The sequence below is a fragment of the Agromyces sp. NPDC060279 genome, assembly GCF_042726785.1.
Classification (GTDB): domain Bacteria; phylum Actinomycetota; class Actinomycetes; order Actinomycetales; family Microbacteriaceae; genus Agromyces.
Genome location: NZ_JBHXBK010000001.1, coordinates 878,091 through 892,205 on the forward strand (window position 1 = coordinate 878,091; position 14,115 = coordinate 892,205).

At 72.1% G+C, this 14,115-nt stretch carries 13 protein-coding genes; 4 read left to right on the top strand and 9 right to left on the bottom strand.

What is annotated here, in order from left to right:
• The first annotated feature begins 8 nt into the window (after positions 1–8).
• The gene (locus tag ACFWE1_RS04135) at positions 9–545 is read left to right on the top strand and encodes a gamma carbonic anhydrase family protein (RefSeq protein ID WP_376932255.1); all 537 of its coding nucleotides are present in this window, start codon (positions 9–11) and stop codon (positions 543–545) included.
• Here ACFWE1_RS04135 and ACFWE1_RS04140 read toward each other — a convergent pair.
• The 4 genes from ACFWE1_RS04140 to ACFWE1_RS04155 all read right to left on the bottom strand — a co-directional run bounded on the left by ACFWE1_RS04140 (position 508) and on the right by ACFWE1_RS04155 (position 4,661).
• Entirely contained in the window at positions 508–1,824 is a 1,317-nt protein-coding gene (locus ACFWE1_RS04140) for a DUF6716 putative glycosyltransferase (RefSeq protein ID WP_376932256.1), read from the bottom strand. The two genes, ACFWE1_RS04135 and ACFWE1_RS04140, sit on opposite strands and share 38 nt — an antisense overlap.
• Entirely contained in the window at positions 1,821–2,690 is an 870-nt protein-coding gene (locus ACFWE1_RS04145) for an N-acetylneuraminate synthase family protein (RefSeq protein ID WP_376932257.1), read from the bottom strand. Before ACFWE1_RS04145 ends, ACFWE1_RS04140 begins: the two co-directional genes overlap by 4 nt.
• A complete protein-coding gene (locus ACFWE1_RS04150; RefSeq protein ID WP_376932258.1) occupies positions 2,687–3,982 on the bottom strand; it encodes a cytidylyltransferase domain-containing protein in 1,296 nt (431 codons plus the stop codon). Before ACFWE1_RS04150 ends, ACFWE1_RS04145 begins: the two co-directional genes overlap by 4 nt.
• A 118-nt stretch (positions 3,983–4,100) precedes the next feature.
• Entirely contained in the window at positions 4,101–4,661 is a 561-nt protein-coding gene (locus ACFWE1_RS04155; protein WP_376932259.1) for a TetR/AcrR family transcriptional regulator, read from the bottom strand.
• A 51-nt stretch (positions 4,662–4,712) separates the two neighbouring features.
• Between ACFWE1_RS04155 and ACFWE1_RS04160 the strand changes: the two genes are divergently transcribed.
• Positions 4,713–5,207: a DUF4188 domain-containing protein gene (locus ACFWE1_RS04160; RefSeq protein ID WP_376932260.1), complete on the top strand. Its 495-nt coding sequence runs from the start codon at positions 4,713–4,715 to the stop codon at positions 5,205–5,207.
• Positions 5,208–5,305: 98 nt separating this feature from the next.
• On the opposite strand, the gene ACFWE1_RS04165 is transcribed toward ACFWE1_RS04160, so the two are convergent.
• Both ACFWE1_RS04165 and glyA read right to left on the bottom strand, forming a co-directional pair.
• Positions 5,306–6,187, bottom strand: coding sequence for a bifunctional methylenetetrahydrofolate dehydrogenase/methenyltetrahydrofolate cyclohydrolase (locus tag ACFWE1_RS04165; RefSeq protein WP_376932261.1), 882 nt, complete (start codon positions 6,185–6,187; stop codon positions 5,306–5,308).
• Positions 6,188–6,199: 12 nt separating this feature from the next.
• Positions 6,200–7,474: a serine hydroxymethyltransferase gene (gene glyA / locus ACFWE1_RS04170; protein WP_376932262.1), complete on the bottom strand. Its 1,275-nt coding sequence runs from the start codon at positions 7,472–7,474 to the stop codon at positions 6,200–6,202.
• Between the two features lie 280 nt (positions 7,475–7,754).
• On the opposite strand from glyA, the gene ACFWE1_RS04175 reads away from it, so the two are divergent.
• Complete coding sequence (locus tag ACFWE1_RS04175) at positions 7,755–9,419, top strand: family 20 glycosylhydrolase (protein ID WP_376932263.1); 1,665 nt, start codon at positions 7,755–7,757, stop codon at positions 9,417–9,419.
• Between the two features lie 223 nt (positions 9,420–9,642).
• Positions 9,643–10,473 carry a DUF559 domain-containing protein gene (locus ACFWE1_RS04180; protein ID WP_376932264.1) on the top strand — a complete coding sequence of 277 codons (831 nt, stop codon included), beginning with the start codon at positions 9,643–9,645 and terminating at the stop codon, positions 10,471–10,473.
• Between the two features lie 128 nt (positions 10,474–10,601).
• On the opposite strand, the gene ACFWE1_RS04185 is transcribed toward ACFWE1_RS04180, so the two are convergent.
• The 3 genes from ACFWE1_RS04185 to ACFWE1_RS04195 are packed head-to-tail and all read right to left on the bottom strand — an operon-like array spanning position 10,602 to position 13,818.
• Entirely contained in the window at positions 10,602–11,534 is a 933-nt protein-coding gene (locus ACFWE1_RS04185; RefSeq protein ID WP_376932265.1) for a carbohydrate ABC transporter permease, read from the bottom strand.
• A gap of 3 nt (positions 11,535–11,537) precedes the next feature.
• Positions 11,538–12,533: a carbohydrate ABC transporter permease gene (locus ACFWE1_RS04190; protein WP_376932266.1), complete on the bottom strand. Its 996-nt coding sequence runs from the start codon at positions 12,531–12,533 to the stop codon at positions 11,538–11,540.
• A gap of 40 nt (positions 12,534–12,573) precedes the next feature.
• Positions 12,574–13,818, bottom strand: coding sequence for an extracellular solute-binding protein (locus tag ACFWE1_RS04195; protein ID WP_376932267.1), 1,245 nt, complete (start codon positions 13,816–13,818; stop codon positions 12,574–12,576).
• Between the last annotated feature and the right edge of the window lie 297 nt (positions 13,819–14,115).

A 14,115-nucleotide genomic window follows, 5' to 3' on the forward strand; every position in this document is an offset into this window, starting at 1 on the left:
ATTCGAGCATGCCCGTCGACGTCGCCGCCCTCGTCCGCCCGCTCGCCGGAATCGGCAGCCCCTCGATCGACGACACCGCGTTCGTCGCGGCTGGCGCCGTGATCGTCGGCGACGTGCGCCTCGAGGCGCAGTCGAGCGTCTGGTACAACGCGGTGCTCCGCGCCGAGGCCGCCCCGATCGTGCTCGGCGCGCGGGCGAACCTGCAGGACACCGTCGTCTGCCACGTCGACGCCGGCTTCCCGCTCACCGTCGGCGAGGGCGTCTCCGTCGGGCACGGCGCCGTGCTGCACGGCTGCACGATCGAACGGGACAGCCTCGTCGGCATGAACGCGACGGTGCTGAACGGCGCCGTCATCGGCGAGGGCTCGCTCGTGGCCGCCGGCGCCGTCGTGCTCGAGGGCACGGTCGTGCCGCCGGGCTCCCTCGTCGCCGGCGTGCCCGCGAAGGTGCGCCGGGAGCTCAGCGAGGAGGAGCGCGCGGGCATCCGCCGGAACGGCGACGCCTACCTCACGCACCTCGCGGAGCATACGGCGCCCGGCGCGTGACGGCGGCGCGCAGCCGCCGCGCCCGCCGCAGCAGCCAGCGCGCCGGGGGCGCGACGACCATCGCCGCCGCTCCCGCGGCCGTGCGGTCGTAATCGCCGAGCATCCGCTTGCGCTCGTACGCCCGACGGAGCGCCCCGCCGACGAGGTTGTGCCGGCGCCTGGGCACGGGCAGCGACCCGCGCTCGCGGGCGGCGACGAGCCGGGCGAGCTCGTCCTCCCAATCGTCGTGCTCCTCGCCGTGGAAGTAGTTGTCGTCGAGCCATCCCGGTTCCGGCCTGCGCCAGCGGCCGGCGACGAGCTCCCCCGCGTCGCCGAAGAGCCCGCTGCCCTCGAAGACCGAGTTGATCTGCTTCGGGCCGATGCCGAACTCGTCGAGCAGCAGCACGGGCACACCCACCGCGATCGCCTCGAGCACCGCCGTCGAGCTCACCGCGACGAGCGCCGCCGCCGACTCGAGGTGCCCCGACATGGGGCCGTCGCGGACGACGAGGTTCGGCGGCAGCCCGCCACCGCTCAGCGCCAGGAGTTCCGGGGGCGGGTCGGCGACGAGTTCACCGAGATCGAACTCCTCGGCGTGCGTCTGCGCCTCGCCGGGGCGCGCCCGCACCTTCAGCACGACGCGATGGTCGGGGTGGGCGCGGGCGGCGCGGGCGAGCATGCCGAGCAGGCGCACCCGCTCCTCGAAGCCGGCCGGCACCTTCGCCTGCGCGGCGAACACGAGCTCGTCGCGCTCGGGCCCGACCCAGGCGCTCGGCGGCACGGCCGCGAGGAACGGCAGCGTGGCGAGGCCGAAGCGCACCGCGACGCCGAGTGCCCGCGCGTTGGCGTCGAACTCGCGGACCTCCCGCCGGCTGTGCAGCACGACGAGGTCGACGAGTTCGCGGTAGACGATCGCCTTCGGCTCGGCCGGGATGGTGAGGCCGGGGAAGCCCGAGACGAGCACCGGCCGGTCCGGCAGCGTGGCGATGCGCCCCGCGACGACGCGCACGAGCGGTCCGCGCAGGGCGAGCAGCACCGCGTCGGGCGGATCGACCGCGAGCCGGGCGAGCAGCGCGTCGAGCTCCAGGGTGCGCACCTCGGCCGGGGCGAAGCCGGAGCCGGCGAGTGCGGCGTCGAGCTGCCGGGCGCTCGGCAGCACGGGCGAGGCGAGCAGGACGACCTCGCTCGCCCACGCGCCGGCGACGCGCCCGGCGAGGGCGGCGCCCCATTTCACGTAGGAGTCGCTGTCGGCGACGACGAGCAGCCGGCGCGCCGGCGCCGCCCCCTCGTCGCGGCTCACACGAGCACCCGGCGGAGCTTCGCCTTCGGCGCCTCCTCACCGGGGAAGACGCGCTTCACGCCGTCACCCATCGCGGTCTCGATGATGCGGATGTCGCGGACGAGGTGCTCGAGGCCCTGCGGCTCGAGGGACGCCGCGTGATCGCTCCCCCACATCGCCCGGTCGAGCGTGATGTGCCGTTCGACGGCGACGGCGCCGAGGGCGACCGCGGCGAGCGAGATCTGCAGGCCGCGCTCGTGCCCCGAGTAGCCGACGGGCACCGGGTAGCGCAGGGCGAGGGTGTCGATCGTGCGCAGGTTCGCCTCCTCGGCCGGCATGGGGTAGCTCGAGGTGGCGTGCATGAGCAGCAGCTGCGAGGTGCCGAGGGTGACGACCGCGCGGTCGATCTCCTCGAGCGTCGACATGCCGGTCGAGAGGATCACCGGCTTGCCGGTCGCGGCGATCGCGCGCAGGAGCGGGACGTCGGTCACGGACGCGGAGGCCACCTTGAAGGCCGGCACGTCGAGTTCGTCGAGGAAGGCGACGGAGGGCTCGTCCCAGGGCGAGGCGAACCAGTCGAGGCCGCGCAGGTCCGCGTAGCGGGCGATCTCGAGGTAGTCGTCGCGGGAGAGCTCGACCCGGCGACGGTAGTCGAGGTAGCTCATGGTGCCCCAGGGCGTCTCCCGCGGCACGTCCTTCATGTGCTCCGGCGTCGCGAGCTCGGGCGTGCGCTTCTGGAACTTCACGGCCTGGCAGCCGGACTCGGCGGCGACGTCGATGAGCCGCTTCGCGAGCTCGAGCTCGCCGTTGTGGTTCAGGCCGATCTCGGCGATGACGTAGACGGGCAGGCCGGTGCCGACCTCGTGACGGCCGATGCGCACGCTCATGTCGGGGCTCCTTCGTTGGTTGGGACGGGCGCGGCCTCGGCGGCCGGCCCCTCGGACGGGGTGGGCGGGGCGGCGGGGGCGTCGGCGGCCGCCCCCACGGCCGCGCGCCCGGCCAGGACGGCGTCGGCCAGCTCTCGGACCGCGCCGTCACCACCCCGCCGGCTGAGGACGAGGCGCGCCAGGCGGCGCACCTCGGGGATCGCGTCGGCGACCGCGACCGGCCAGCCCGCGAGGGCGAGGGCCGGCACGTCGCCGAGGTCGTTGCCGAGATAGGCGATGCGGTCGAGCCGGATGCCTCGGCGTTCGGCCCAGTCGGCGAGCGCGGCGCCCTTGTCGGCGACGCCCTGCAGCACCTCGACGCCGAGCTTCGCGGCACGTGCCCCGACAACGGGGTGCCGTTCGGCGGAGAGGATGAGCACGGGGACGCCCGCCGCGCGGAGCCGGGCCACACCGGCCCCGTCGCTGCGGCTCACCCGCACGAACTCGACCCCGTCGCCGCCGACAATCGCGGTGTCGTCGGTGTGCACGCCGTCGAAGTCGGTGACGACGGCGTCGACGTCGAGCCGCGGCCGCCAGGCGCCGCCGTCGAGCGTCGGCGCGAGCGCCTCGGCGATGGCGAGCTCGGCAGGGCCGTCGATCTCGAGCGCGTGCGCCTCGGGCACGAGCTGCACCTCGACGCGGCCGAAGAAGCGGTGGCCCGCCGCACGGAAGCCGTCGACCCGGAGCACGTAGAACGCGCCGGTCTCGCGGAACTCAGGCGCACGGTCCTGCCGCCGGAGTCGCCGGGCGGCGTCGTGGTTCACGCCCGTCGCCCCGGCCGAGGCATCCCGCCGCCAGAGGAAGGCGTGGCTCTCGACCGCGGAGAAGACGACGTCGGCCTCGCCGGCGAGCACGCGGGCGATGGCGAGGTCGAGGTCGTCCGGGTCGATGAAGGGCGAGGTGGCCTGGATGAAGACGAGCACCTCGGGGTCGCTGCCCGCGAGGGCGAGCTGGTCGAGCGCGTGCAGCAGCGCGCGCTCGGAGCTCGCGGCGTCGCCGGCCAGCTCGATCGGCCGAGCGATGGTCTCGGCGCCGGCGTCGCGGGCGACCTCGGCGATCGCCGCGTCGTCGCTCGTCACGGCGACCCGGTCGATGAGCGCGGCCGCAGCGGCGGCGCGCACGGCGCGGGCGACGAGCGGGATGCCGCCGACGGGCGCGAGGTTCTTGCCGGGCAGGCCCTTCGAGCCGCCGCGAGCCGGGATGACCGCGACCACCGCGGGGCGGTCGGCGGGGTCGGTGCGCTCGCGTGCCATGGGGCGACCGTACGTCGCCGTCGTGGCGGTGGGGTGGCCGCCCGGTGAACACTCGACGCCCCTGGTTCGCTGAGCCCGTCGAAGCGAGCCCGTCGAAGCGCCCTCGCCGAAGCGCCGCTTAGCCCCCCGGCAGGCTCCGCTCGACCGCGTCGAGCACGGCGCCGTAGACCTCGTCCCAGGACGTGCCGTGCCCGGCCATCCCGGTGAGTTCGAGGCTCACGGCGCCATGCACCTGCGCCCAGATGGCGACCGCGCTCACCCCGACGTCGGCCGCGCCGCGCTCGGCGATCGCCGCGTGCAGCGGGGCGAGCGAGGCGGATGCCGAGGCCGGGTCGGGTTCGCAGTCGGCCACCGACTCGAGCGCCCCGCCGAACATCAAGCGATACAGCGCGGGATGCCCGAGCGCCCACTCGCGGTAGGCGACGCCGAGCGCGCGCAGCCCGGCCGGGGCGGCCTCGCGCTGGGCCGCTCCGAACGAGGCGAAGCCGTGCTCGATGACAGCGGCCAGCAGTTCGCCCTTGCCACCGAACAGGGCGTACACGGCCGAGGTCGAGGTGCCGGCCGCGCTCGCGATGTCGCGGAGCGCCGCGCGGGATGCCCCGTCGCGGGCGACGATCTCGGCGGTGACCTCGAGCAGCCGCTCGCGGAGCGCATCGTCGTACACGGGGGGTCTTGCCATGCCGACAGTCTAGCCATAACATCGTTTCGTAACGACGTTATGGAGCTGGAGATGACTCGAACGGTGTTCCCGGGGCGCTACACGGCCGCGCCCGAGCGGGAGACGATCACGGTGTTCCTCATCGGCATGCGCGCGAACCGCTGGTGGCGCCTGCCCCGGGTGCAGCGGGTGGCGAAGCAGATGCCGCGCATGCTCCGCCACCTCGCGACCCACCCGGAGTCGGGCATGCTCGGCTTCGAGAGCTGGGTCGGCCGCACGACGATCCTGCTCTCCTACTGGGAGAGCCCGGAGCACCTGCAGCGCTTCGCCGCCGACCGCGAGGCGCCGCACCTCGAACCCTGGCGCGAGTTCATGCGCACGGCGCTCGGCACCGGGCACGTCGGGGTGTGGCACGAGACCTACGAGGTGCCCGTCGCGGACGCCGAGGCCGTCTACGCCGACATGCCCGCGTTCGGGCTCGCCAAGGCGACCGCGCACGTCCCCGTCGGGCCGGGGCAGAACACGGCGAGGCAGCGGCTCGGGCGCTCGGGGCAGCGGACGGCCTGAGGGCGCTTCGACGGGCTCAGCGAACCACGGCGCGCTTCGACGAGCTCAGCGAACCACAGGGCGCTTCGACGAGCTCAGCGAACCTCGGCGGGCCAGGCTCAGGCGAGACGCAGCTCGGCGGCCTTCACGACGTTGGCGAGCAGCATGGCCCGGGTCATCGGGCCGACCCCGCCGGGGTTCGGCGACAGGTGCCCGGCGACCTCGGCGACCGCCGGATCGACGTCGCCCGTCAGGCGGCCCTTGCCGGTCTCCTCGTCCTGCACGCGGGTGATGCCGACGTCGAGCACGGCGGCGCCGGGCTTGATCCAGTCCGGCTGCACGAGGTGCGGCACCCCGACCGCCGCGACGACGATGTCGGCACGGCGCACCTCGGCCGCGAGGTCGCTCGTGCGCGAGTGCGTGAGCGTCACCGTGGCGTCGAGACCCTTGCGGGTGAACAGCAGGCCGAGCGGCCGGCCCACCGTGAGCCCGCGACCGATGACGGTCACGTGGCGCCCGCGGATCGGCACCTCGTAGCGGTGCAGCAGCTCCACGATGCCGGCCGGCGTGCAGGGCAGGGGCGAGGCGAGCTCGCCTTCGATGCCGAGCACGAGCCGGCCGAGGTTCGTCGGGTGCAGGCCGTCGGCGTCCTTGGCCGGGTCGATGGCCTCGAGGGCGGCGTGCTCGTCGAGGCCGGCCGGCAGCGGCAGCTGCACGATGTAGCCCGTGACCTCGGGGGCGTGGTTGAGCTCCCGGATGGCCGCCATCACGTCGGCCTGCGTCGCCGAGGCGGGCAGGTCGATGCGGATCGACTCGATCCCCACCTCGGCGCAGTCGCGGTGCTTGCCCGCGACGTACGAGCGCGAGCCGGGGTCGTCGCCGACGAGCAGCGTGCCGAGGCCCGGCACGATCCCGTGGCTGCGCAGGCTCGCGATGCGGCCGGCCAGCTCGGACTTCACGGCGGTCGCGGTCGCGACGCCGTCGAGGGTGATGGCGGTCATCCGGAGCGCCCCTTACTGCTGGAGGCCGGGGTACAGCGGGAACCCGGCGGTGAGCTTCTGCACCCGCTCGCGCAGCGCGGCGACCTCCGCACCACCCTTGAGCACCTCGGCGATGACGTCGGCGACCTCGGTGAACTCGGCGTCGCCGAAGCCGCGGGTCGCGAGCGCCGGCGTGCCGATGCGCAGCCCCGAGGTGACCATCGGCGGGCGCGGGTCGAACGGCACCGCGTTGCGGTTGACGGTGATGAGCGCCTCGTGCAGCAGGTCCTCGGCCTCCTGGCCGTTGATCTTCGAGTTGCGGAGGTCTGCGAGCACGAGGTGCACGTCGGTGCCGCCCGTGAGCACGTCGATGCCCGCGGCGCGCGAGTCCTCGGCGGTGAGGCGGTCGGCGAGGATCGCCGCGCCGCGCAGGGTGCGCTCCTGACGGTCCTTGAACTCCGCGGAGGCGGCGATCTTGAACGCCGTCGCCTTGGCCGCGATGACGTGCATGAGCGGGCCGCCCTGCTGGCCGGGGAACACGTTGGAGTTCAGCTTCTTCGCGAGCTCGGTGTCGCGCGAGAGGATGAAGCCCGAGCGCGGGCCGCCGATGGTCTTGTGCACCGTGGAGGAGACGACGTCGGCGTACGGCACGGGCGAGGGGTGCAGGCCCGCGGCGACGAGGCCGGCGAAGTGCGCCATGTCGACCCAGAGCTTCGCGCCGACCTCGTCGGCGATCTCGCGGAACGCCGCGAAGTCGAGGTGGCGGGGGTAGGCGGACCAGCCGGCGATGATGACCTGCGGCTTGTGCTCGAGCGCCTTCTCGCGGACGACGTTCAGGTCGACGAGGAACGACTCGGGGTCGACGCCGTACGAGACGGCGTTGTAGAGCTTGCCCGAGAAGTTCAGCTTCATGCCGTGGGTGAGGTGGCCGCCGTGGGCGAGCTCGAGGCCGAGGATGGTGTCGCCCGGGGTGGCGATGGCGCTCAGCACGGCGGCGTTCGCCGTGGCGCCCGAGTGCGGCTGGACGTTGGCGTATTCGGCGCCGAAGAGGCTCTTCGCCCGCTCGATCGCGAGCGACTCGGCGACGTCGACGTACTCGCAGCCGCCGTAGTACCGGCGGCCGGGGTAGCCCTCGGCGTACTTGTTCGTGAGCACGGAACCCTGCGACTGCAGCACCGAGACGGGCACGAAGTTCTCGCTCGCGATCATCTCGAGGTAGTCGCGCTGGCGACCGAGCTCGAGCTCGAGCACCTCGGCGATCTCGGGATCGACCTCGGACAGCGGGGCATTGAAGACGGATTCGGCCAAGACTGGCTCCTTCATGACAGGTACGGACCAAACGAGGGTGCTGCCTCGCGCGACTCGCGCCACGAGGCATCCGTACCGGCCCAGGCGTGCGGTCGATGCGTGCCAGTCGCTCCCCGATGGTGACCATCTCAACGCCAGTCGCGACGGAGCAAGCATAGCAATGGATGCCGCCTCGCCGCGGGTGTTGCGAACGGCGTCGTCGTGGCAGGATGGGGCGCGGGAGTAAAGATCCCTCACAAATGGTCGGCCGCACCGACCGCTCGACGACGAGGACCCGCGCATGAGCATCGCCGCCCGCACCGCACGCCTCGCCGCCGCCGCCCTGGCCATCGCGCTCGGCTCGGCCGCCCTGGCCGGCTGCGCGCCGCAGCAGAACGGAGCCGACGTGCCCCGCATCATCCCCGCCCCGGCCGCCTTCGAGCGGCTCGACGCCGAGCCGTTCCGTCTCGATGAGACGAGCCGGGTGCTCGTCGTCGGCGAGGCGGGCAGCGCTCCCGAACTGCTCGCCGCGCAGCTCCGCCTCGCCACCGGCGCCGCGGTCCCCGTCGTGGCGGGCGGCGGGGACGAAGCCCGCCCGGCCGACATCCTGATCGCCGTCGAGGCCGGGGCGGCCGAGGCATCCGTCCCCGCCGGCCCGACCGCCGAGGCGTACCGGCTCGCCACCGGCGCCGACGGCGCCCGGATCGAGGCGGCGAGCCCGACCGGCGCGTTCTGGGCGACCCGGAGCCTGCTGCAGTTGCTGCCGCCCGCGATCCTGTCCTCGGGTGAGAGGCCCGAACCCGAGGGCGGCTGGGCCGCGCCCGCGGTGCGCGTCGACGACGTCCCGCGCTTCGCGTACCGGGGCGCGATGCTCGACGTCGCGCGGCACTTCCTGCCCGTCGCGGACGTCGAGCGCTACGTCGACCAGCTCGCGATGCTGAAGCTCAACGTGCTGCACCTGCACCTCACCGACGACCAGGGCTGGCGCCTGCAGATCGACGCCTGGCCGGAACTCACCGGCATCGGGGCGTCGACCTCGACGGGCGGCGACGGCGGCGGCTTCTACACCAAGGACGATTTCCGCCGCCTCGTCGCCTACGCGGCCGAGCGGCACGTGACGATCGTGCCCGAGATCGACCTGCCCGGGCACACCAACGCCGCGCTCAGCGCCTACCCCGAGCTGAACTGCGACGGCGTGGCCCCGCCGCCGTACGAGGGGCTGGAGGTCGGCTTCTCCTCGCTCTGCGCGGCCCCCGAGCGCGCCGAGGCCACCGACCGCTTCCTCGCCGACGTCACCCGCGAACTCGCCGAGCTGACCCCGGGCCCGTGGATCCATCTCGGCGGCGACGAATCGCTCGCCACGAGCGAGGCCGACTACCTCGAACTGGTGCGCCGGATGACGACGGCAGGCGCCGCCACCGGCAAGACGATCATCGGCTGGCACGAGCTCGGCGCCTCGCGGGAGCTGCCGGCCGGCACCATCGGGCAGTACTGGGACTACGTGACCCCGCGCGAGGAGACCGGCTCGGCGGCCGACGTGCGCTCCTTCCTCGAGCAGGGCGGCCGCATCGTGTTCTCCCCCGCCGACGCCGCCTACCTCGACATGGTCTACCCCGACGCGCCGAGCTTCGAGGGCCGCCAACTCGGCCAGGACTGGGCCGACGGCGACACCTCGCTCGCCGAGGCGTACGGCTGGGACCCGGCGGCGATCGTGCCCGACGTCCGCGACGAGGACGTCCTCGGTGTCGAGGCGCCGATCTGGACCGAGACGATGCGCACCCTCGAGGAGGTCGAGTTCATGGCCTTCCCGCGCATCCTCGCGATCGCCGAGATCGCGTGGTCGCCGGCCGCGCCCGGCGGGCGGGACGAGGCCGGCTTCTTCGCGGCGGTGGCGGGCTACGGCGAGCGCCTGGAGGCGATGGGCGTGCCGTATCACCGCATGCCCGAGGTGCCCTGGCGGGACTGAGCGCGGTGCCGCGGCTGCGGGCCGGCACAGCGCCCCTCTGCGCCGCCGCGGAGGAGATCGTCGCGTGCGGAGGTTCCTTCCCGGCATCCGCTCCTCCCGCGCCGTCGTTCTCCTCCGGTGAGCGGCGGCGGCTCCCGTTTCCACAGCCGGCGGACGGCGCTCCTTCTCCACAACACGGGCACGGGCGGGCGGTTCGACGCATGCCACTCGGCAGACTCGCGGGATGGAACTCGCCGACTGGCTGCGCCGCGCTGGTGGGCTCGCCCACCGCACCCAGCTCGACGACGCCGGCTACCGCCGCACCGCGCTCGAGAGGGCGATCGACTCGGGCCGGGTCGTGAGGATCCGGGCGCGATGGCTCGCCACGCCGGAGGCGAGCGGATCACGCCGAGCCGATGCGATCAGGGCCGGCGGCCGGCTCACCTGCGCCAGCGCGGCACAGGAACTCGGCCTGTGGACGTTCCCCGAGCCGCGCCTGCACCTCTCCGTCCCGGCGCACTCGGGGAGGAGCGACCCCACCGCCGTCCGTCATTGGTCGCGCGGGCCGGTCCCGGTGCATCCGCACGCGCTCGTCGAACCGCCGGAGAACCTGCTCGCCCACGCGGCCGACTGCCTGCCCTTCGAACAGTCCCTGGTCATCTGGGAGTCCGCCGTCCGAACAGGCGTGGTGAGCCTGGCCGTGATCGCCGGGCTCCCCGTCCGATCGCGTCGCGCGATGGCGCTGCTGGACGTCTGCTCGGAGCTCTCCGACTCCGGGCTCGAGAGCGTCTTCGTCGCGCGGCTGCGACGCGGCGGCATCCCGGTCCGCCAGCAGGTGCCGCTGCTCGGACACCGGGTCGACGCGCTCGTCGGCGATCGACTCGTCTGCCAGCTCGACGGCTTCGCCCACCACCGCAGCGCGGCCGACCGGCGCCGCGACCTGGACCACGATCGTCGCTTGGCGCTCGCGGGCTACACCGTGCTCCGGTTCGATTACGCCCGCATCATGTTCGCCTGGCAGATCGTCGAGCAGCAGATTCGACTCGCGCTCGCTCAGTCGGCCGGCCGTCGATGACGCACCGGAGGAGGATGACGCGAAGGGAGGATGAATCTCGCCGATTCATCCTCCCTCCGTGCGGATCTCCTCCGCGCGGGCGTGGCCGGAGCCGGGCCGGGCCGGCGCCGGGCCGGGCCGGGCCGGGCCTACTTCACGCTGCCGGCGGTGAGGCCGCCGACGAGGCGCTTCTCGATGAGCATGAACAGGATGACGACCGGCACGATCGCGACGATCGAGACGCCGAACACGTACTGCCAGCTCGTCTCGTACTGGCCGACGAACTTCGTCAGCGCGACCGAGAGCGGCTGGTTGCCGGCCGTCGAGAGGATCACGAGCGACGCCGCGAACTCGTTCCAGCACGCCACGAAGGTGAACACGATGGCGGTCACGATGCCGGGCCACACGAGCGGCAGGTTGATCCGGAACAGCACCGTGAGCCGGCCCGCACCGTCGATCTGGGCCGCCTCGTCGACCTCCTTCGGGATGCCCGCGAAGAAGGAGTGCATGATCCACACGGCGAACGACAGGTTGAACGCCGCGTTGATGAAGATCATCGCCGCCCAGGTGTCGATCAGCCCGAGCGTCGCGAACTGACGGAACAGACCGGAGGTGAGCACCGCGGGCTGCAGCATCTGCGTGACGATGACGAGGAAGAGGAACACCATCCGCCCCGGGAAGCGGAACCTCGCCGTGTAGTACGCGGCGGGCAGTGCCACGAGCAGCACGAGCAGCGTCGCGAACACGGCGATCACGATGGTCGAGATCAGGTTCTGCGGCAGCGGCGTCTCGGGCGTCGACCACATGTTGACGTAGTTCTCCCAGTGCCACTCCGTGGGGAAGTAGGTGGGATCGACCGAACGGATCTGCGCCTTCGTCTTCACGGAGCCGAAGAACATGATCGTGTACGGGAGGATGAAGATCGCAAGCACGACGAGGCCGGCGAGCATGCGCAGCAGCACACGGCCGAGCGGCACCTGGTCCTCGGTGTAGCGGCGCTTGCGCGCGGGCCCCCGGTCGCGGCCGCCGGGCGAGCGCTCGGCGTCGACGGAGAGCATGGCCCGGGTTTCGGTGACGGTCATCGCTCAGACCTCCCTGGTGGGCTTGACGACCTTCACGTACACCGCGACGATCACGATGACGATGAGGAAGGCGACGACCGACAGCGCCGAGGCGACGTCGACCTTGTGCTGGTTCTGGATGTACTTGAAGATCATCGTCATGATCGTGTCCGCGTCGTAGCCGGGGATCGAGCCGGTCATGACCTTCAGGATCGGCAGCGAGTTGAACACGTTGATGATGTTGATGAGCACGGCGACCGAGAGCGCGCCCCGCAGCTGCGGCAGCACGACCGTGAAGTAGGTGCGGGCGGGGCTCGCGCCGTCCATCTTCGCGGCCTCGATCGTGTCGCCCGGCACCGTGGCGAGGCCGGCGAGGATCGTGTAGGTCGTGAACGGCAGTGACACGAAGATCGCGATGACGATCGACCAGATGAAGGCCGTCGTCGGGTTGCGCGTCCAGCCGTAGCCCTCCGGGGTGTCGATGAGGCCCACGTCCACGAGGAACTTGTTGATCACCCCGAAGTAGGGCTCGAGCCCGTAGTAGACGACCATCGTCGTCATGACGACCGAGGCCGCCCACGGGATGATCACGACGAGGCGCACGATCCGCCGGCCGGGGAACGCCTTGTTCAGGATCTGCGCGATGCCGAGCGAGATCAGCACGGTGAACACGACGACCACGACGACCCACACGATCGTGCGCAGGAAGATCGGCCAGAAGTAGGGGAACGAGAACACCTCGACGTAGTTGTCGAAGCCGACGGATCCCTTGTCCACGCCGGACTGCGAGATATCGCGGGTGGAGTTGTAGAACATCACCCCGGCGGGGAACAGCACGACGCCGAGGATGAGGACGAGCGCGGGGGCGATCCAGGGCAGCGCCTTGGCGAGGTCGCGCCCGCCGGGCTTGCCGCGGGCGGCGCCGGCCGGGGCGCTGCCCGTGCGGCCGGCACCCCCGGGGCGGGGGCGGCCGGAGGCCGCCCCCGCGGGGTTCGATGACGTATCGGTCGTGGAGCTCATGGTGCGGTGGTCACCGAACCCTTCCGTGGTGAGTCGGGGCTCAGCCCGCGTCGGCCTGCGCCTGGATCTCGGTCAGGACGTCCTGCGCCGGCTTCGTCTGGATCTGACCGAAGAGCGACTTGAACGCACCGTCGGTGGCGGACCACTTCGGGTTCGTCGACGGGTAGAACTGCGCGTCCGGCAGCACGTCGAGGAAGGGCTTCAGCGCCTCCTCGCCCGAGAGCGCCTCGGCGCCCGACTTCGTGACGGGCAGGAAGCCCTCCGTCTGCACCCACGGCACGTACACATCGGCCGAGTAGTAGTAGTCGAAGAACTTCGTGATGGCGTCCTTCTTGCTGTCGTCGTTCTTGAACGCCATCAGCTGGTCCATGACGCCGAGCGTGAACGCCGAGCCGTCCTTGGTCGGGATCGGCACGATCGAGTAGTCGAGCTCGGGGTTGTTCTCCGCGATCTGGCCGACGGTCGGCGGGAGGCCGACCTGCATGCCGATCTTGCCCTGGACGAAGATGTCCATGAGCGGCGAACGGTTCGTCGAGCCCGGGTCGGCCTGCGTGGCGCCCGCGTCGATCATCTTCTTGATCTGTTCGGCGCCCGGCAGGTTGGCCGGGTCGTCGACCGTGATCGCAGAAGCGTCGCCGAAGCTGCCGCCGCCGCCCCAGAGCCACACGGCCGCCTCGGCCTGCGCCTCTTCGGAGCCGAGCGGCATGCCGTAGCCGGCGACGCCGCCGCCGAGCTTGGAGACCTTCGTGGCCGCGTCGAGCAGCTCGTCCCAGTTCTTCGGCGGAGCGGCGACCCCGGCCTGCTCGAGCAGCGCGTTGTTCACGAAGAGCGCGCGCGCCGAAGCGATGAGCGGCAGTGCGTAGGCGGTGCCGTCGACCTCGGCGTTCGCGAGGAACGCGTCCTGGAAGTCGGAGTACGTGTCGGACGAGACGACGTCCTTGGCCGGGTAGAGCAGCTCGTCGGCCGCGAAGCCGGCGAAGGGGCCGCCGTTGTAGATGTCGGGCGCCTCTCCACCCTGGATCTTCGTGGCGATGACGGACTCGAGGTTGTCCCAGGACTGGACCTCGAGCTCGACCTTGATGTCGGGGTTCGCCTTCTCGAAGCCCGAGATGACGTCCTCCCAGAGACCCTGGGTGTTGTCGGAGTAGCTCGGCACGAGCAGGTTCAGCGTGGTCTTGCCGGAGGCGTCGCCCCCGCTCGATCCGCCGCCGAAGCCGCACGAGGCGAGCGTCAGCGTCGCCGCGGCGGCCAGCGCGATCGCGCCGAACCGGTGGGACTTCTTCATGTGTGCTTCCTCACTGTGTTGGTGGTGCACAGCCGCAGAACGCTTCACGCGACAGTGCGTGCATTCAGTCCGCCGGATGACGGGTGGTGAATGTCCCTCCGGAGAATCGATCAGGTTCGCCCAGACGGTGCTCGAAATGATGGCCGCGGCCGTCGGCGCCCGTCAAGAGGCGTCCCCGGATCGTTATCCGAATTTGTTCGGAAACTATACATACCGTCTCTATCGGCCACAACACCAGCATTGCTTGCATTGACATGATTGCACAACGCATGAAACGATCATTCGCGAGCATTGATG

Excerpts from the sequence above, each read along its gene's own strand:
- ACFWE1_RS04150 (WP_376932258.1), bottom strand. The coding sequence starts at position 3,982 with ATGGCACGCGAGCGCACCGACCCCGCCGACCGCCCCGCGGTGGTCGCG.
- ACFWE1_RS04175 (WP_376932263.1), top strand. The coding sequence starts at position 7,755 with ATGAGCATCGCCGCCCGCACCGCACGCCTCGCCGCCGCCGCCCTGGCC.
- ACFWE1_RS04145 (WP_376932257.1), bottom strand. The coding sequence starts at position 2,690 with ATGAGCGTGCGCATCGGCCGTCACGAGGTCGGCACCGGCCTGCCCGTC.
- ACFWE1_RS04195 (WP_376932267.1), bottom strand. The coding sequence starts at position 13,818 with ATGAAGAAGTCCCACCGGTTCGGCGCGATCGCGCTGGCCGCCGCGGCG.
- ACFWE1_RS04160 (WP_376932260.1), top strand. The coding sequence starts at position 4,713 with ATGACTCGAACGGTGTTCCCGGGGCGCTACACGGCCGCGCCCGAGCGG.
- ACFWE1_RS04185 (WP_376932265.1), bottom strand. The coding sequence starts at position 11,534 with ATGACCGTCACCGAAACCCGGGCCATGCTCTCCGTCGACGCCGAGCGC.
- ACFWE1_RS04155 (WP_376932259.1), bottom strand. The coding sequence starts at position 4,661 with ATGGCAAGACCCCCCGTGTACGACGATGCGCTCCGCGAGCGGCTGCTC.
- ACFWE1_RS04135 (WP_376932255.1), top strand. The coding sequence starts at position 9 with ATGCCCGTCGACGTCGCCGCCCTCGTCCGCCCGCTCGCCGGAATCGGC.
- ACFWE1_RS04165 (WP_376932261.1), bottom strand. The coding sequence starts at position 6,187 with ATGACCGCCATCACCCTCGACGGCGTCGCGACCGCGACCGCCGTGAAG.
- ACFWE1_RS04190 (WP_376932266.1), bottom strand. The coding sequence starts at position 12,533 with ATGAGCTCCACGACCGATACGTCATCGAACCCCGCGGGGGCGGCCTCC.
- ACFWE1_RS04180 (WP_376932264.1), top strand. The coding sequence starts at position 9,643 with ATGGAACTCGCCGACTGGCTGCGCCGCGCTGGTGGGCTCGCCCACCGC.